The organism is Rheinheimera sediminis, from assembly GCF_004005375.1.
Classification (GTDB): Bacteria; Pseudomonadota; Gammaproteobacteria; order Enterobacterales; family Alteromonadaceae; genus Pararheinheimera.
In genome coordinates this window covers 43,484-61,112 of record NZ_RZUF01000013.1, presented here as the reverse complement: position 1 = coordinate 61,112, position 17,629 = coordinate 43,484, and the positions used below count along the sequence as shown (strand labels likewise).

The following is a 17,629-nucleotide window of genomic DNA, read 5'->3' as shown; positions in this document are numbered from 1 at the left end:
TTAACAGTTATACAGTATAAGGGAGTTGGACCATGCTCAACCATCTGCATATCAGCAACTTTGCCATAGTGCGCGCACTGGAACTCGACTGGCGCGGCGGCATGACCACTATTACGGGCGAAACAGGTGCAGGCAAATCTATTGCCTTAGATGCCTTGTCTTTATGTTTAGGCGATCGTGCCGATGGTTTGGTCGTGCGCCCAGGTTGTGATAAAGCCGATATAGTAGCGAGCTTTGATATCAGTCAATTAGCTTCAGCCCAACACTGGCTGACTGAACAAGATCTGGCCATGGGTAACGAATGCATAGTGCGGCGGGTGATCGGCAGTGAAGGCCGCTCCCGTGGCTATATCAATGGTGTACAAGTGCCAGCTCAACAACTGAAAGCTTTGGGCCATCATTTGCTGAGTATTCATGGCCAGCATGCCCATCAGCTGTTGTTAAAATCCGATCATCAGCGCCAGTTACTGGACGCTTATGCCAATACCCATTCTGCATTAGCCAATTGTCGCCAACATTGGAAAGCCTGGCAGCAGTTGAAGCAAGAATACAGCGAATTACAAAGTAGCCAGCAGCAACGTGAAGCGCAGCGCCAGTTGTTAGAGTATCAGGTGGCTGAACTGGATCAGTTTGCACCTGGTCAGGATGAATTTGCCGAACTGGAAATCGAACATCAGCGTTTGAGTAATAGCCACAGCTTGATACAAGCCAGCCAACAAGCCCTGCAACTTGCTTATGAAGATGAAGAAGCCAACAGCTTCCGCTTGTTAAGTCATGCCTGCCAGCAGTTGGACGATTATATCGAAGTAGATCCTGCTTTAGCTCCTATTCATCAACTGCTGACAGAAGCTTTAGTACAAATAGAAGAGGCAGGCCGGGAATTACGTCGCTATAGCGAAAAAGTAGATATAGACCCGGAACGTTTAGCGGAAATCGATCAGCGTTTAGTCCTGTGGCTAAATTTAAGCCGTAAACATCAAATTCCAAACGATCAACTGGCGCTCTTTCATCAGCAATTGTCCCAACAATTATCAGAACTGGCAGGTGACGACGAACGCATAGTGCAGCTGCAGCTTGAAATTCAACAAGCTCAGCAATTGTATTGTCAGGCGGCCGAAATAGTCTCTGAATTACGTCAATCAGCCGCTTTGGAGCTATCAGATAAAATTGCCCGCAGTATGGCTGATTTGAGTATGGCGAATGGTAAATTTCACATCGCAGTCCAAAGCGCAGGTATAGATAAAGCTAATGCATCTGGCTGGGATCAGGTCGACTTTCTGGTCAGCACTAACCCTGGCCAGCCGTTACAGGCATTGCATAAAGTAGCGTCAGGGGGGGAGCTATCCCGCATCAGTCTTGCTATTCAGGTGATATTAGCTGGCAAAGTGACCACACCAACTTTGATTTTTGATGAAGTAGATGTGGGCATTAGTGGGCCAGTCGCCGCTGGTGTTGGCAGATTATTACGTCAGTTGGGTGAATCCACTCAGGTGATTTGTGTTACCCATTTACCCCAAGTTGCTAGTCAAGGCCATCATCAGTTGTTTGTCGAAAAATACACAGACGGAATAGCTACAGAAACCCGTATACGCGAACTGGCAGATGAGGAGCGAGTTCAGGAAATAGCCCGCTTACTGGCCGGCGAGAACGTCAGCGCAAATGCAATTGCCAATGCCCGCGAGCTACTATGCGCCCCTTAGCTGCAGCTCGGTGCACTAAAGTTTTCTCAAAGTGAGAACTTAGCCAGAAGACTTAGGTCTGATTAAGGCTTTAATTTCAGCCCAAGCTTGCGGTATGATGCCGTCAGACTTATTCAGATGAAGAGACAGATGAAAGCAGTAGTGAAAACGGCCCTCGTATTGGCCACAGCATTGACTCTGGGTGCTTGCAGCAGTTGGATTTACCGGATTGACGTACCCCAAGGTAACTTTTTAGAACAAAAAGATATCGACAAACTGCGTGTGCAAATGACTAAAGAACAGGTACGTTTTGTTTTAGGCAACCCTGTTGCGGAAAATGCCTTTGACGACGACATCTGGCATTATTTTTATGCATTAAAAGGCGGTCGAGGTGAAAACTTTGAAAAACAACTGGTCGCCAATTTTAAAGATAACAAACTGGTTGATATAACAGGTGACTTTAAAAAACCAGAAAACTTCAACATCCCGCTGGATCAATAACTTCTGAAAAGGGGTCAGATCACATTGTGGGCCTCACCAACATTGTGATCTGAATCCACTTTTTATCAATCCTGCCCTTGCGGCCGGCCACCTGTGGTTTTATTCGCTCTACCTTCATCTTTGGCTTTTTCAGCACGGCGACGACGCATATCTTTAGGGTCGGCGATTAAAGGCCGGTAAATTTCAATACGGTCGCCCTCTTTTGGCACGTCACTGAGTTTGCAGCTGCGGCTCCAGATCCCAACTTTATTCTGGCTTAAATCAATTTCAGGGAAAGTCGCCAGCATACCGGACTGCAGAATAATCTGCTCTACAGTAGCACTAGCATCTACAGTTAAACTCAACAAACTTTGTTTGGCTGGCGTGGCATAAGCCAGTTCAACAGCCTTGGTTTCAGCCATGTTGCTCTCCGTATACCTGCTTCGCTCTTTGTGTAAAAGCACCGACCATGGCCGCTGTTAATTCGTTAAAAATTTTACCAAAAGCAAATTCGACAATTTTATTGGAAAATTCAAAATCCAACGCCAGCACTACTTTGCAGGCCTCGTCACTCAGTGGAATAAAAGTCCAGCCACCGGATAAAGACTTAAAAGGGCCTGACTCCAATTGCATTTGAATTTGCGAGTCAGTCACCAAGGTATTACGAGTGGTGAACTCCTGACTAATACCGGCTTTTTTTACCTGTAACTTAGCCAGCATCTGATCTGCAGACTGCTGCAAAATTAATGCTTTGGCACAACCTGGTAAAAATTCCGGATAACGTGGTACATCGTTCACCAGCTCAAACATCTGGCGCGCGCTGTAAAAAACCAGTGCGCTGCGCTCAATTTGTGGCATACTCTCTCCCCTTAATGCAGGCGGCGATTGTAACAGATCTGGCCGTAGCCTCAATGTCCCAGGCGCAAGCCTTTTGCCATAAAATTCCTTGGCTTTTAAGAGTTAATTCGTTCGCAAAGATGAGCAAAAAACAAAGCAGCAAAAATCAGGGCGGCACCATAGCCCAAAATAGAAAAGCACGACACGACTATTTCCTCGAAGAGCGTTTCGAAGCAGGTATGTGCCTGCAAGGCTGGGAAATAAAGAGTATTCGTGAAGGCAAAGTTAATTTGTCAGACTCGTACGTCATTTTAAAGGATGGCGAAGCTTTTTTAATTGGTGCACAAATTCAGGCGCTACACAGCGCGTCCTCTCACGTAGTCTGCGATCCAGAGCGCTCGCGCAAGCTGTTGCTGAACAAACGTGAGCTGAACAAACTGGTCGGTAAAAAAGAACAAGACGGTTATACCTTAATAGCAACTTCCATGTACTGGAAAGCCTGTTGGGTGAAGCTGGAGTTCCATCTGGCCAAGGGTAAAAAGCACTTTGACAAACGTGACGACATCAAAGACAGAGACTGGTCGCGTGAAAAAGAACGCATGATGAAACACAGCAAAAGATAATTGCAGCAGTGTTGTTACACACTGTAGCTTGAAATTGTTCAATTCATCACCATATAGAGTAATAACAGTCAAACGCAACAAGAAAAGATTAGTTCTTACCTTGCTGCCTTGAACTGCAGAGCGTAGAATGCGCTCAACACTGAAGTGTTCAGAAATACGAAAGAATTCGGGGCCGATACTGGATTCGACGGGATTCACGAACTCTTAGGTGCATGCCGAGGTGCGGTAGGCCTCGTAAAAAAGCCGCAAACAAGTAGTCGCAAACGACGAAACATACGCACTCGCTGCCTAATAAGCAGTAGAGCGCTCTTCCCCTCACGCATGCCTATAAGCTGAGACTCTGGAAGATCACCCCTAATAGGATCGCATGGCGGCTTTGTCTGGAGCCAAGATGCTAAAACCAATCAGACTCGCCCGACGATAGCCTGCCAGCTGGCGCTCATAGGGTTAACTAAATAACTGGATAAGCATGTAGTACCGACGATCTAGGTTTTTCGGACGGGGGTTCAAATCCCCCCGGCTCCACCAATAAAGCAAACAGCCACCGCAAGGTGGCCTTTTGCTTTATTGTGGTTTCGCGGCGGACGCGAAGCGCCATTCGGGGTTCAGCCGGAGCTTGCGCAGCAAGCGCAGACAACGCCCAAAGGGCGGCCTCTCGTTGAAAACGAGAGGTGAGCGGCAAAGCCGCGACTGATTCAAATAAATCCCCACCCAACTAGCCAGCCACCGCACAAAGCTTGCTGATTATTTTCTTCGGGCTCGCCAACTTTGTTTACTTTGGCACCAAGACTGCTGCCCTCTATTCACCTCAATAAAAATTAATTCACTAAATACCTGCTATGTTTAGGTTTTTTAGCAAAAAGCTTCTAAATTTACAGTTAGACTCAAACCATAGCTACTCTCTGGAACTTGATATGCGGGCTGCTTTTCCATCCAATGAATCACAACGTCTGACTACCCTCTATTCGTTGAATATTCTTGATACAGCACCGGAACCCGCCTTTGATGCGCTGGTACAACTTGCCAGCCTGATTTGCCAGACTTCCTGTGCTGTGTTGACACTGGTCGATCAAGACAGGCAATGGTTTAAAAGTAAAGTGGGTATTGACCATTCTCAAACACACAGAGATCTGTCCTTTTGTGCCCACAGCATATTGGCTCCGCATGAACTCACTTATGTGCCCGATGCAACCAAGGATCCTCGCTTTACCGATAATCCTGATGTCACCAAAGCTGAAGGTATACGTTTCTATGCTGGCGCGCCGCTGACGTTGAGTAATGGTGCTGTACTTGGCACTTTATGTGTATTGGATACCAAAGTAAAACAGCTCACTGCGGAGCAACAACAAGGCTTAAAGCTGCTTGGGTTGCAAGCTGTACAGCTATTGGACGCCAGACAAAAGGCTGAAGTCTATTACCGTCAACAGCGCACTTTAACCACAGTGATTGAACACACGCCCTTATTATTAGGCCAAATTGATACGCAGTTCCGTTACATGTTTTGCAATCATAAGTACGCAGAATGGTTTGGCGTGACGCCCGATGTCGCTGAGGGAAAAACTATTCGTCAGGTGTTTGGCGAAAAAGCGTTCGCTGAAGCTCAGCCAGCGCTTGAACTCTGTCTGACTGGGGTCACTTCACAGTTTCATTCAGCTCCAGTCAATGGCCAAACTTTTGAGATCAACTTTGTACCACAAAAGGATCCAAGAGGCTTAGTTGAAAGCATTATTATTATTGCAGCCAATGTCACCGAAGTTCGTCAACAACAGTTGCAAACCAAGCAAGAACATCAAAGAATGGATGCCATTATCAATGGCTCTAACCTTGGTACCTGGGAGTGGAATATTCAAACAGGAACCACTGTTTATAATGAACGTTGGTTTACCCTGCTTGGTTTAACGCCAATTCAAGCTACCTCTGTTGACCTTTGGTCAGAACTGACTCACCCTGATGATTTGCAATATTGTACTGCGCTACTTCATCAGCATTTTGCACAAGCAATACCCTATTACGATTGTACTTTCCGAATGAAACATCACAATGGCCATTGGGTTTGGATCCACGCCATAGGTAAAGTTATGAGTTGGACCAGCGATGGCCAGCCCTTGCTGATGTTTGGTATACATACTGATGTGACTCAAGCATTACAAAAAGAAACAGAAATTTTAGAAACCCGCTCTTGGTTACAAGCCATTATTGACTCTTCAACAGAAGTAGCCCTGATATCCGTAGATCCAAGCGGCATCATCAGCCTGTTTAATACAGGAGCAGAACGTCTATTAGGTTACACTGCGGACGAGCTTATCGGCCAGCATAGCCCCACCTTGTTTCATGACAAAAATGAAATAGATGCTTATGGTCAAGTGCTCAGTAAAACTTACCAGCAGAGCATTGTAGGCTTTGACGTGGTTGTATGTCAGGCAAAGCGGGCGCAAACCGAAACACGGCAATGGACCTATATCTGTAAAAACGGTGAACGAAAACAGGTACGACTCAGCGTATCGGCAATGCGGGACGAAAAAAATAACATCCGGGGATTTTTAGGAGTAGCTGTTGACGTAACACAGTTAGAGCATTTACATCATGCTTTGCTGATGAGCGATCAACGTTATCGTTCCATGCTGGACAACTTGCCTGGCGTTGTCTATCGATGCCGCAATGATGCCTACTGGACCATGCTGTTCGTCAGTGATGAGGTATTTGAGCTCACAGGTTATAGCGCTGAGCAATTAATTCGAAATAAAGAAGTCAATTTTGCGCAACTTTATCATCCTGAGGATGCGGAGCAAGCGAGCGCTTTGGTACAACACGCATTAAACAACAAGCAGCGTTTTAATGTGGAATACCGGTTATATCATAAGAATGGCAGCCTGCGCTGGGTACAGGAACTAGGTCAGGGTGTATTTGATGAGCAAGGAGAACTTTTATATATAGATGGCTTCATCTGGGATGTGTCTTCACAACATGCGGCCTCGCAGGCCTTGAGCTCCAGTGAACAGAAGTTATCATCCTTGTATAAAATGGCACCACTGGCCATAGTGTTGAATCGTTTCAACGACGGCGTCTTTCTTGAAGCAAACCCGGAGTTTTATCGTATGCTGGGTTACCCGAATCAAGGAACTGCAGCTGACACAGCATCATTAGCAGAATTCGCCACCCTCACCCGCCAGCACAAGGCACAGCTGCATCATCAAGGTCGCTTTGGGCCACAAGAACATGAACTAAAGCACAATGATGGGCACTTAGTACCTGTGTCTGTCACAGGGGTTCTTATTCAAAACCATCAGGGCGAGCAGCACATCTGGTCCATTATTCAGGACATTACTGAACGTCGGCGTATTGAGCTAATGAAAAACCAATTTGTTTCTATGGTAAGCCACGAGCTACGTACACCTCTGACCTCCATCTCCGGCTCTCTCGCCTTAGTTGCTGGCGGTGTACTGGGCTCAATACCAGCGTCAGTGATGCCTATGCTCGACATTGCTAAAGATAACTGTGCCAGACTCAGCCAATTGATCAATGATTTGCTCGATATTGATAAACTGGTCGCGGGCAAAATGCATTTTGATATGAGCTTGTGCCTGATTTCAGATCTGCTGGAAAAATCAGTACAAAGCAATCAACCTTATGCCGCTAAATACGGTGTTCAGTTGCAATTATCTGAGCAGGTCGACCTATTGGTGATGGTAGACGCTATGAGGTTTCAACAAATTATGGCGAATTTGTTATCCAACGCCGCTAAATTTTCGCCCGAAGGCTCTATAGTCAAAATTCGCTCTTTGCTCAGAGACGATCGGGTTGTGATCGAAGTAGAGGACCAAGGCCCTGGTATATCAGAAGAATTTAAAGCATTTATTTTTGAAAAATTTTCGCAAGCTGATGGCGCAGACAGCAGACAAAGTGAAGGCACAGGCCTTGGTTTGTCTATCGTAAAAGAGCTGACAGAGCATATGGATGGCAAGGTAGGCTTTTACAACTTAAGTCCAACTGGCAGCTGCTTCTATCTGAGCTTTGCTCAGGCCGGGCAAGCAAGCATGAATCAACCGAAAATACTGGTGGTGGAGGATGATCCTCATGTTGCTGGTTTTATCATGCAACTGCTGCACAGCCAGGGTTACCAAAGCCACTGCGCTCAAACCCTCAAAGAGGCGATAACAGCTTTAGATGAGGATCTCTATCAAGCTATTACGCTGGATCTGAATTTACCAGATGGCCATGGCTCCTCATTCTTCCCTGAACTACGCAGCAGAAACCTGTATCAAACGACACCTGTATTAATAGTCAGCTCAGAATCCAAAGATAACCATACTCAGTTTTTAGGCGGAATTAATGCATTGGACTGGCTGGATAAACCCATATCGCCTTCGTCGCTGTTTGGCAAACTTGAGTTGTTATTAGGGCCGGATAAAAATCTTTCCACCCGAATACTTCATGTGGAAGATGACCCACATCTGGGCCATATTCTGGCGATGCATCTGGCAGAGTTTGCTTCCTCTGTTCAAGCGACCAGTGTCAAATCGGCATTAAAACTGCTGAACAGCCAAAAATTTGATTTAGTGATACTTGATATTGGGCTACCGGACGGCTCAGGACTGGAATTACTGCCGGAATTAGCGCTTCGCCAGCCACAGACACCTGTAGTGATTTGGTCTGCTCAAGAGCTTAATCAGCAGCAAAGGCATCAAGTGGATTTGGTCTTAGCGAAAAGTCGTATCGACTTACCAGCCTTGCTACAAAAACTAAAAAATTTACTGCCCCCGGTGCAGTAGCGAGTGAATGTCTGAACTTAGTGTCTTCAAGAATCAGGGCTGACAAGCCATCAGACTAGAGTATTCAGCAGACTGAAATAAGTGAGTTTTATTTCGTCCTGCATCTTTAGCTGCATACAGAGCTTTATCAGCCTTAGCAATCACCTGATCCGTTTGCTCCTTGGCTGTTGCCTGAGAAATACCAGCACTGAAGGTACAGTGGAAATGATGATAATCAAAACTAAAAGGCAAACTGGCAAATGACTGACGCAACTGTTCTATTAAACCTAACGCTTGCTGCTGGTTACAATCGGGTAAGATCAACAAGAATTCTTCACCGCCGTAGCGACCAATAATGTCTGTCTTACGCAGTTGCTGTTTCAATAAGTTGGCTAAACTGCTGATCACTTGGTCCCCTATCAGATGACCATACTGATCATTAACCTTTTTAAATTGATCAATATCCAGCATAACAACACTTAATGGTTCCCCTGTGCGTTCACTGCGTTGTAATTCATGACTTAAGCGCTCTTTTACTCTGGCGTGTTGTAACAAGCCTGTTAAGCTGTCTTTTGTCATCATATCGGCGAGTTGTCTGGCGCGTTGAGCTCTGGCAAACACTGCCACTACTAATTCAGTATCGGTAATAGGTTTCGTCAGAAAGTCATCGCCCCCTTTCACTAAGGCTGCAAGTTGACGCTCACCATCTGTCTCAGAAGATAAATAAATAATAGGAACGCTAAGCCACTCGTCCTGCAGACGTATGAGCTGAGCCAATTCAGGGCCTGAACAATCTGGCATCAACACATCCAGCAAAATCACATCCGGGCGGAAACGACTCAGTCCTTCATAAATCTGTGAAGGGTCCAACAGAAGCTCTGAACGTAAACCCGCTCCTTGCAGCACCAAAGCATAGTGCTCAGCCAATAATTGATCATCATCAACTATCAATACACGGAAAGCCTCGCGCCGCCTAACGGCTAACAAACGTTGTAAACGAGCCTCAAGCGCTGTGGTGTTTAAAGGTTTAACAAAATAACCTTGAGCACCTATACGCACTGCTTGCAAATGGTGTTCAAAACTGTTGTGGCTGGTCAACACCAGTACAGGTAAGGACTCATCTAAGGTCTGCTGAAATGCAGCAATATAATCTAAGCCTGTTTGTTCTTCATCGGGTAAGGAGATATCCAGGATCAGAGCTTCTGGCAGCTTAACTTTCAGTGCCATGTCTAATTCAGCTATGCGTCTGAAACTTTGGATCTGATAACCAAAAGTGGCGAGCGTTAAAGTCAAATGCTGTGCTGTATCTTCATCATCTTCCAAAACGTAGATCAAGGCCTTCTGATCATGTTTCAGATCGAGCTTTGAGGACGCAAGGTTCATCATTTGATGTCCGCTTTGATGAGCGTATTGCACTTGTTGGAAAATCGCCATGAAGCTGCTCATTTCGGACAGATCAGGCAAAGATTCTGCGCTCATCCAGTCTTTGAGCTGCAATTCCAGCTTTTTTGCCAAAGTGCCTAAATGTGGCAAGCCAAAAGTACCAGCTGAGCCAGCCAAGGTGTGAAATTTATGTTTGAGCGGGAGCATCAGGGAACGCCAATCTGACTGAGCGGACAAATTGGCAAGTAAACCGACCTCTGAAACCAAAACAGGGATATCAGCTTTTAATCGCTCCATATATTGATAATGAAGTTCAGCCAGTTGTTGCTCTAATTTTGATGGGTCTGCTGTCATGCTCGTCATGGTTCGGTTAAAGGCGCGGTTCTACTATAACAAATGATCAAACAAATCCCAGCGAGAAATTTAACTTTGCTGGGGAATTTGTGCGCTATGTGTTTATAACAAAAACAAAAATTGGGCGCAAACCAGAACGGATACGCCCAAATCAAGTTAGAGTCTGACCATGAGTCCAGAAGCTAGCGCTCTGCGATATGCTAAAAATGCTGGAATAGCGCCCAGCAATAACGTCAGGCCAAGCACAGCAGCAAGCAGTATACCTGTCTGGTCATGCCAAGGATTGATACTGATAAAAAGCCCGTATTGACTGGCTAACAGCTCACGGAAGCCCCAGAGGCCTGCTACTAAAATAATAAAAGCAGATCCAATGGATAACAATGCCATCAACAGTAACTCCAGCTCTATCAGTAAAAATACAGTGGCAGCCGGAGCACCAACAGCTCTTAAAATCGCCATTTCACGTTGACGTTCTTTTAACCCTGCCAGCAAGGTTGTGACTATACCAACCAGAGTCGCCACTATGACGAGTACAGTGATGAGTAGCAGCATATTCTCCACCATGCTGAGCATTTGCCACAGCTCTGCTAAAGCAACGCCAGGTAAAATGGCGGATAGCGGCTCGCCTTTAAATTCATTCAACTGGCGCTGCACCGCGAAAGTCGCCATTTTAGATTTCAGCCCCAGCATGTAAGCAGTAATGACTTTAGGCTCCAAATCCATAGCCAGGCTTTGTTCGGCACTGACACTACGGCCTGGCGCAGGCATACCACCGCCCTGCCAGCCCAAATGAATAGCTTCAATGCCTTCAAGCGGTATATGCACACTCTGATCCACAGGAGTGCCAGTGGCAGCAAGAATACCAACCACTTCAAAAGGTTTGTCTTTGTGCTGAGCAAAACTGACGCTGCCAACACCATGCGACAAAATGATTTGCTCACCCAACTGATAGCCTAGTTTTTGCGCAACCACAGCACCTAAAACCGCCTGATACACACCAGCAAAAACCTTACCCTGTGCCAGTTTCAGTGGCTGTTTTTCGCCGTACTGGTAAAACTTAAAGTAGTCTTCGTTGGTACCTATCACCCTATAGCCCCGGTGAGAATCGCCCAAAGATAATGGAATACTCCAGGCCACCTGTGGATGAGTTTTGACCTGCTGATAATTCTTCCAGCCGATATTATTGGTGGCATTACCAATACGAAATACTGAATACAGCAATAAATTCAACTGGCTGGAACGGGCTCCAACAATCAGATCAGTACCAGACACTGTGCTGGTAAAACTACTTTTAGCTTCATGTCGGATATGATCGATGCCCAATAACAAGGCGATACTGATAGTTAACGAAATAACCGTCATCAGCACTGTGCCTTTACGGTTCCATAAACTGGCTCTTGCCAACTGCATTAACATGGCTGAACTCCTTTATGTAACTGTTCCATATCCAGTTCAAAGTTAAAATACGCACGCAAAGCCGGGTCGTGACTGACAAATACAACAGTAGTGCCACAAAGTTCAGCTTCGCTGAGCATCAACTGCATGAAGTTGTCTCTGTGTTTATGATCCAAAGCTGACGTAGGCTCATCCGCAATCAATAAAGCAGGTTGACTCAACAAAGCCCTGGCTATCGCCACCCTTTGCTGCTGCCCCACACTTAACTGATTGGCTGGCGCTTGCCATAGCTGTTGCTCTAAACCCAACTTTTGTAATAAGTAACGGGCTCGTTGTTCTGCCTGTGGGATTTTTTTAGCAAAAGCACTAACCAGCAAGACGTTTTGCAACACAGATAAATAAGGAATTAAGTTCAGCTGCTGAAACACCACCCCTATAGAACAGGCGCGTAGTTGATCCCGTTTGGCCGCTGATAAAGCAGCCATAGACTGACCGGCAATCAAAATATCACCGAACTTACAAGGGTAAATTCCGGCCAGCAAATTCAATAAGGTGGTTTTGCCTGAGCCAGATGAGCCATAAATAAATAAATGCTGGCCCTGCTCTAATTTCAGTTGCGGTATATCCAATAAAGGGGCTTGCCCGGGCCAACTGAACACCAAAGATTTGAGTTCAAGTGCCGGAATTTTCAGGTCTGTGTGCGCTGACATTACAATGCTCATGTTATGATACGGCTTCTTTTGAGACCTTATAACATAAGCAGAGGCTGAGGCTCCAATGGTTAAATCGTTATACATGGCGTTAATTCTGACTTTGGTCGCATTTACTGCGTTACCGGTAAAAGCTGAAGACTACAAAACATTGGAATGGACAGATTTGTTGCCGGAAGAAGATTTAAAAAAGATGGAACAGCTACCAGAAATCAGCCATGAAGGTGGTGAAGCTCCGGCTGGCGGTGCATTAAATCAGGCTTTTGGTAATCAGGATCCGGCTGCGGCAGCCTGGAATGAAGTGTTAATGTCTGCCAATGTCAAAGGCGAGCTCAACAATCAAAAAGTAAGAGTTCCAGGTTTTATAGTGCCAGTGGAGTACGATGCAGAGCAAAACGTCACAGCATTCTTTTTAGTGCCTTATTTTGGCGCTTGTATTCACGTGCCACCGCCACCACCAAACCAGATTATTTTTGTCACCAATAAACAAAAAATTCAGGGTGACATGATTTATTCGCCTTTTTGGATCAGCGGCACTTTAACTACTGAAACCATGAGCCATGATTTGGCAAAATCGGCCTACTCAATGAAAGCCGATAAAATTGAGGAATATAGCTACGAGTAATAGCTTTTCAGGGTCACTAAAAAACCGGCATTAGCCGGTTTTTTAGTGAATAACAGTTCAATAATAACCTAACAAATGGCGCAAACCCGGTGCAGCATATTCCACCAGCTGTTTTTGCACCAGAGGCAACTCATCCGGTAGTTCAGCCTCAAGGCCCACTAAATTCTCTCTGTGAGTACCGCTTTGTTTCCGATCAGATCCAGTCAGAACTCGCTCCATCCAGTCTTCCGGCCATGCAGGTAGGTTCAATACGCTAAGCAAATCGCGGAAATATGCTTCGGCTTCAGGTTTATCTATGGCTTTTAAGTGTTTCACTATCTCTTCATAACGCACCAGCTTCACACCTGTGCCTAACCAGGCCACAGCGTTATGGGTAAAAATTTCGTTTAAGGTTGGGGCTTTTTGGTAAATACCAAAAATCATCATATTTAGCATTTCTTCAATGGAGACTTTGCCACCTTTTAAATGTTCCAAAGAGCCCTGAAAAGTATCAGATAAGAAAAAACGGGCACGAGCTAACACCCAGTCGTAAGGGTCTCTGACTACTACTATCTGCGGTACATGACGTAACGCAATAGCTGAGTCGTCAGAAAACAATAAATGGCCCCAGCTCAACATCGGCATCTGTGGGGAAAAAGCTGCAAGATGCTGACGCAGAATAGGGATTTGAATAAAAGTTTGATGGTATTGCTGCGCCACAGGCACAAACATACGGAAAATATTGCGGATCAAATGAGTGCCACATTTTGGCACTGAATTTAAGAACACAGGTTGCTGCAATGGGGTTTGCACAAAGTTTGAGTTCAATTCATTTAAGGTATCAGGTTTAGCTATTACCCTTGGCATTGCAGGCTCTCTTATTATGGTTCTGAAATAAAGTATCCCGCCCAAAGCGGAAAACAGACAAAACTGAACTTATCCCAGTTCAATTTAAAAGTAAAAGAAAATGCCGGACTAAGCCGGCATTTTTATTCAGTGTACGACCAATTAGAACTTGTACGACAAATTCAGGAAGACACGACGTCCCAGTGAGTCATATTGACTGTAGAACGCAGAGTTACCTTCACGACGCAGGCCACGGTTACCTATGTAGCTGATACGAGGAGGTTCTTCATCCAGCAGGTTAGCTACACCTAAAGTCGTAGTTAAACCATAGTCTTTCAGTGAATTAGTTACAGACAGAGAATGATAAATCACTGCATCCGTATCCAACACCAGACGAACTTCTTTACCGCGGATTGTCGTCGTGTTGCGGAATTCGCCTTCACCGTATGTGGTGTAGTTATCGCCGGCACCCACGTAACGCGCTGAGTAATCTACCGACCAATCACCTTTATTCCAACCCAGCTTGAAGTTGCCGACATGCTTAGGACTGCCGATATTTCCGGTAAAATCTTCTGGTGCACTATTAGCAAATAGTACACGGCTGGCTTCTAACTGAATGGTATGTTCATAGCCTGCTATGAAGGTGCCGTATTCAGTATCTATATCGTATGCCGTTTCAATATCTATACCGCGGTTACGCTGAGTTGCAATGTTTAAGAAACCACTACGAACAGTCTCTATGCGCTGATCGACCGTGGCACGATCAAACTGCGTACATAAAGGCTCTGTCGCAAAGTTTTCAGACAAATAACATTGACGAACTATTTGCGCAGCCGACAACTCAGTGACTTCCTGGTCAATTTCGATATCGAAGTAATCAATAGAAGCGCTGAAATTGATAAAGTCTGGAGTCCAGACAAAACCATAGGTTTTAGAAACAGAGGTTTCGGCTTTCAGATTTCCAGCACCACCACCTGAAATCACTGTAGCCGAACTCGCGCCACCCGCAAAATTAGCAGGAATACCGTCCGCAGCACAGTTATCCGCTAAACGTTGAGTGATACTGCCCTCTTCCAGAGCTGCGCCCCAACGAATACATGGATCTACAGTCCTTTGACCAACAAAGCTGGTTTGATCATTTAAGTACAACTCATACAAAGCTGGTGAACGGAACGACGTACCTTGTGAAGCACGGAAACGGAAACCATCTACTATGGTCCAGTTCAAGCCTACTTTATACGTAGTATCGTTACCGTAAGAGTCAACATCAGTGTAACGAGCTGAAGTAGTTAAATCTAAAGCTTCCACCATAGTCAGGTCGCTTAATAGCGGGATCTGGAACTCGGCAAACACAGCTTTAGAGTTATCCTTCCCTTTGGTAATACCGGCGGCAGAAGCACCCCAAACGTTACGGGCTAAAGTATGTTCACCCGGTGTATCGTTCAAAGAATCACGCTGATAAGCAAAACCAAAAGCAGAACCCAAAGGCCCGGCAGGTAAATCCATCAGGTCGCCAGTGATAAAACCTTCCAGTGACTGTTGTTTATAGATGGTTTTACCCGTGTCATAGCCAAACAAAAAATCTTTATATTGTTGGGCTATATTACCAGCCAGGAACTGTGGATCCAGCCAAGGCACATCAATACAAGCCACACCTCGTATTGCAGTAGTTTCACCTACACAAGAACCTGTGGCGAACTCAGAGATAGCAACGGCGTCTTCAAAAATAATAGCGTTAGTATACTTACCATCACTATGGCTGTCCTGATAGGCAACATCCCAGAACCAATCACCCAGCGTACCATTGGCGCCAACCACAAAACGGCGATAATCCACAGTAATATCTGAACCTGAATGGTCAGTAATAGGAGTTGGGCTTAACCACTGATCGCCACTCCAGCCAACTGAGGTTGGGTTGGTACCAAAGAAAGTTTCGTTGTAAGTGTAGGTCCAGAACTGACGGTAACCCTTGGTATTAGTTTCACGACGGTTTAACAAGGCTTCACCATACACAGTGATATCATCTGTCAGCGAATAGTCGCCCTGACCGTATAAAGTAATGGTTTCTTTACGCGGAATTAAAGACTCTAAATCCTGAAATGGATGGTCAGAATTCACCAACGCATCGGACGCATTATCGTAACGTACCGGGAACCACCCTGGAGGCGTGACCATAAAACCAGGATTACTTGGATCTACAGCAAATCCTGGTAGATAGCCCCCAAGATTTCCATCATAATCGTATTGAGCTAAAGTACCGGGGCGAACGTTTCCACCTTCATCCTGATAATCATAAATCCAGACATGGCCCCAAGGTAAATCACTGCAGTGGTATGAACCTGTCCTTGGGTCTATTAAATCCGCACGTTCCCCTGTGGCTGGATCAAACACATAACGTTCACCACAGTTGTAAAAGTCACGTTGGCCTTTGGCTAACTCTTTGTCCAGCTTGTAATCAGCTAAAAGACGGAATGAGCCATTTTCTGTGCTGCGACCAAAAGTGGCGTTACCGCTCATAGTCTCGCCGCCGCTGTCAAAAGGCTGAGAAGTGTTAAAGTTAATAGAACTGTCGTCGCCTTTTTTGGTGATAATATTGACAACACCAGCGACTGCATCAGAACCATAAAGTGACGACGCACCGTCTTTTAAAATTTCAACCCGATCAATAGCTTCAAGAGGAATAACGTTCATATCAAATGAAGCTACTTCACCACGGGTTCCTGCAGGACCTGCGCGACGGCCATTTAATAAAACTAAAGTTCGGTTAGCACCTAAACCGCGCAGCGACAGAGTTTCTGCACCAGTACCACCAGATTCAACAAAAGCTGTTGAAGAGGCAGATGTCACCTGATTTGAACCTGCGGCTAAAGTGGAGCTGCGCAACAATTCACCTAAATTACCTAAGCCCTGACTTAATGCAGCTTGCGCATTGATCACAGAAACAGGTGCAGCATTATCAAAACCGCCTGTACGAATACGGGAGCCTACAACGGAAATTCGTTCCGCAGCCTGCTCCTCTTCAACTTTTTCTTGTTCTACGATTTCCTGCTGGGCCTGAAGGCCAAATGCCGAAGAGGCAAATAGACAACCCATAGCAATAGCTAAGCGAGTTTTTACTCTCTGTTGTGGTAGTGTCATTTTATATTTCCCTGGATAGGTTGTTTTTTTTTTAATCATTTGTCGCAGTATTCCTGCATACAAAATGACCTTATCAAAACAAATAGTATTTGCAAATATGAATCCGGGATGAATTTTTAAAATTGGCGCAATAATGCACTGAACGGAGATAAGTCAGGGACAAAACAAGCTAAATCAGGCGGCAGCGGTAAAACTCCTCTGCAGCCTTTCACATTTACTTTAACTGAAGTCCAGCACTACCCCTGACCCAATCTGCAGCTCCTTGTTCACCGTTAACAATCCACTGCACAGTCACTTTTTCCACACCAGCTGCTATGGTCGCCAGATCCAAAGTCAGTGTCTGTAAACGAGCTGGATTCTGACAGACCAAAGTGTAATTGGCGTTGAGATCTGCATGTTGTGGTTTGCTGCTGCGTTCTGCTGTTAAATCCGAACTGATATCAGTTCCGGTCACCACACAATTGGCTTGCGGATCAAAACTAAACCAGGTGGTCTTAGCAAAGTCAGCCATCATTTTTTGCACCAGTTGTCGCTCTGCTTCATCTTTCGCCTGATGCTCAAAACCCACCACGTTCGCAGTTGGCGTGGCAAAAGCAAGCTCGGCCTCATTACCTTCCAACACAAAAGTTAAAGTTGCTTCACCATGAGTATGGCTGCCATGTTCTTCATGATGATGATGTTCCTGTGCGGTCAGATTTCCAGCGCAGAAACAGCTGGCTACAAACAAGCCTGTCAGGATAGTTTTTGCATTCGCAATTTTTAGTGTCATTACAGCCCGCTCCTTAGAAAAATATGACTTATAGTAACCTCAGCAGGTCCGTCTGTAGGCAGT

General features: G+C 45.5%; 13 protein-coding genes and 1 other RNA gene. 6 read left to right on the top strand and 8 right to left on the bottom strand.

Translation table 11 applies throughout. The features are described 5' to 3' along the window. Positions 1-32 precede the first annotated feature (32 nt). Together recN and EMM73_RS10385 are read left to right on the top strand one after the other, a co-directional pair. Positions 33-1,700, top strand: a complete 1,668-nt coding sequence (gene recN, locus EMM73_RS10390; protein ID WP_127686363.1) for a DNA repair protein RecN — start codon at positions 33-35, stop codon at positions 1,698-1,700. A gap of 129 nt (positions 1,701-1,829) precedes the next feature. Then, complete coding sequence (locus tag EMM73_RS10385) at positions 1,830-2,180, top strand: outer membrane protein assembly factor BamE (RefSeq protein ID WP_127686362.1); 351 nt, start codon at positions 1,830-1,832, stop codon at positions 2,178-2,180. Between the two features lie 65 nt (positions 2,181-2,245). Here the strand turns inward: EMM73_RS10385 and EMM73_RS10380 are convergent, their stop codons facing one another. Further along, the gene (locus tag EMM73_RS10380) at positions 2,246-2,581 is read right to left on the bottom strand and encodes an RnfH family protein (RefSeq protein ID WP_127686361.1); all 336 of its coding nucleotides are present in this window, start codon (positions 2,579-2,581) and stop codon (positions 2,246-2,248) included. Further along, the gene (locus EMM73_RS10375; protein WP_127686360.1) at positions 2,574-3,017 is read right to left on the bottom strand and encodes an SRPBCC family protein; all 444 of its coding nucleotides are present in this window, start codon (positions 3,015-3,017) and stop codon (positions 2,574-2,576) included. Before EMM73_RS10375 ends, EMM73_RS10380 begins: the two co-directional genes overlap by 8 nt. Positions 3,018-3,136: 119 nt before the next feature. Between EMM73_RS10375 and smpB the strand changes: the two genes are divergently transcribed. From smpB to EMM73_RS10360, 3 genes are all read left to right on the top strand, one after another. Further along, complete coding sequence (gene smpB, locus EMM73_RS10370; RefSeq protein ID WP_008897453.1) at positions 3,137-3,619, top strand: SsrA-binding protein SmpB; 483 nt, start codon at positions 3,137-3,139, stop codon at positions 3,617-3,619. A gap of 168 nt (positions 3,620-3,787) precedes the next feature. Beyond that, positions 3,788-4,147, top strand: a transfer-messenger RNA (tmRNA) gene (gene ssrA / locus EMM73_RS10365). Positions 4,148-4,533: 386 nt separating this feature from the next. Further along, positions 4,534-8,388 carry a PAS domain S-box protein gene (locus tag EMM73_RS10360; RefSeq protein WP_186435184.1) on the top strand — a complete coding sequence of 1,285 codons (3,855 nt, stop codon included), beginning with the start codon at positions 4,534-4,536 and terminating at the stop codon, positions 8,386-8,388. Between the two features lie 33 nt (positions 8,389-8,421). Here the strand turns inward: EMM73_RS10360 and EMM73_RS10355 are convergent, their stop codons facing one another. The 3 genes from EMM73_RS10355 to EMM73_RS10345 form a co-directional block, all read right to left on the bottom strand. Further along, positions 8,422-10,104 (bottom strand): diguanylate cyclase, encoded by a 1,683-nt coding sequence (locus EMM73_RS10355; protein ID WP_127686358.1) that lies wholly within the window; start codon positions 10,102-10,104, stop codon positions 8,422-8,424. Positions 10,105-10,260: 156 nt separating this feature from the next. Continuing rightward, positions 10,261-11,520 (bottom strand): ABC transporter permease, encoded by a 1,260-nt coding sequence (locus EMM73_RS10350; RefSeq protein ID WP_127686357.1) that lies wholly within the window; start codon positions 11,518-11,520, stop codon positions 10,261-10,263. After that, positions 11,514-12,209 carry an ABC transporter ATP-binding protein gene (locus EMM73_RS10345; protein WP_127686356.1) on the bottom strand — a complete coding sequence of 232 codons (696 nt, stop codon included), beginning with the start codon at positions 12,207-12,209 and terminating at the stop codon, positions 11,514-11,516. The genes EMM73_RS10350 and EMM73_RS10345 overlap by 7 nt, the downstream gene beginning before the upstream one ends. 67 nt (positions 12,210-12,276) lie before the next feature. Between EMM73_RS10345 and EMM73_RS10340 the strand changes: the two genes are divergently transcribed. Then, the gene (locus EMM73_RS10340; protein ID WP_127686355.1) at positions 12,277-12,834 is read left to right on the top strand and encodes a DUF3299 domain-containing protein; all 558 of its coding nucleotides are present in this window, start codon (positions 12,277-12,279) and stop codon (positions 12,832-12,834) included. Between the two features lie 57 nt (positions 12,835-12,891). On the opposite strand, the gene EMM73_RS10335 is transcribed toward EMM73_RS10340, so the two are convergent. The 3 genes from EMM73_RS10335 to EMM73_RS10325 form a co-directional block, all read right to left on the bottom strand. Further along, positions 12,892-13,680, bottom strand: coding sequence for a hypothetical protein (locus EMM73_RS10335; protein WP_127686354.1), 789 nt, complete (start codon positions 13,678-13,680; stop codon positions 12,892-12,894). A gap of 141 nt (positions 13,681-13,821) precedes the next feature. Continuing rightward, on the bottom strand, positions 13,822-16,797 hold the full coding sequence (locus EMM73_RS10330) for a TonB-dependent receptor domain-containing protein (RefSeq protein ID WP_127686353.1): 2,976 nt from the start codon (positions 16,795-16,797) through the stop codon (positions 13,822-13,824). Between the two features lie 214 nt (positions 16,798-17,011). Next, entirely contained in the window at positions 17,012-17,566 is a 555-nt protein-coding gene (locus EMM73_RS10325; RefSeq protein WP_127686352.1) for a ZrgA family zinc uptake protein, read from the bottom strand. Positions 17,567-17,629 lie beyond the last annotated feature (63 nt).

Excerpts from the sequence above, each read along its gene's own strand:
- recN (WP_127686363.1), top strand. The coding sequence starts at position 33 with ATGCTCAACCATCTGCATATCAGCAACTTTGCCATAGTGCGCGCACTG.
- EMM73_RS10385 (WP_127686362.1), top strand. The coding sequence starts at position 1,830 with ATGAAAGCAGTAGTGAAAACGGCCCTCGTATTGGCCACAGCATTGACT.
- EMM73_RS10380 (WP_127686361.1), bottom strand. The coding sequence starts at position 2,581 with ATGGCTGAAACCAAGGCTGTTGAACTGGCTTATGCCACGCCAGCCAAA.
- EMM73_RS10375 (WP_127686360.1), bottom strand. The coding sequence starts at position 3,017 with ATGCCACAAATTGAGCGCAGCGCACTGGTTTTTTACAGCGCGCGCCAG.
- smpB (WP_008897453.1), top strand. The coding sequence starts at position 3,137 with ATGAGCAAAAAACAAAGCAGCAAAAATCAGGGCGGCACCATAGCCCAA.
- EMM73_RS10360 (WP_186435184.1), top strand. The coding sequence starts at position 4,534 with ATGCGGGCTGCTTTTCCATCCAATGAATCACAACGTCTGACTACCCTC.
- EMM73_RS10355 (WP_127686358.1), bottom strand. The coding sequence starts at position 10,104 with ATGACAGCAGACCCATCAAAATTAGAGCAACAACTGGCTGAACTTCAT.
- EMM73_RS10350 (WP_127686357.1), bottom strand. The coding sequence starts at position 11,520 with ATGTTAATGCAGTTGGCAAGAGCCAGTTTATGGAACCGTAAAGGCACA.
- EMM73_RS10345 (WP_127686356.1), bottom strand. The coding sequence starts at position 12,209 with ATGTCAGCGCACACAGACCTGAAAATTCCGGCACTTGAACTCAAATCT.
- EMM73_RS10340 (WP_127686355.1), top strand. The coding sequence starts at position 12,277 with ATGGTTAAATCGTTATACATGGCGTTAATTCTGACTTTGGTCGCATTT.
- EMM73_RS10335 (WP_127686354.1), bottom strand. The coding sequence starts at position 13,680 with ATGCCAAGGGTAATAGCTAAACCTGATACCTTAAATGAATTGAACTCA.
- EMM73_RS10330 (WP_127686353.1), bottom strand. The coding sequence starts at position 16,797 with ATGACACTACCACAACAGAGAGTAAAAACTCGCTTAGCTATTGCTATG.
- EMM73_RS10325 (WP_127686352.1), bottom strand. The coding sequence starts at position 17,566 with ATGACACTAAAAATTGCGAATGCAAAAACTATCCTGACAGGCTTGTTT.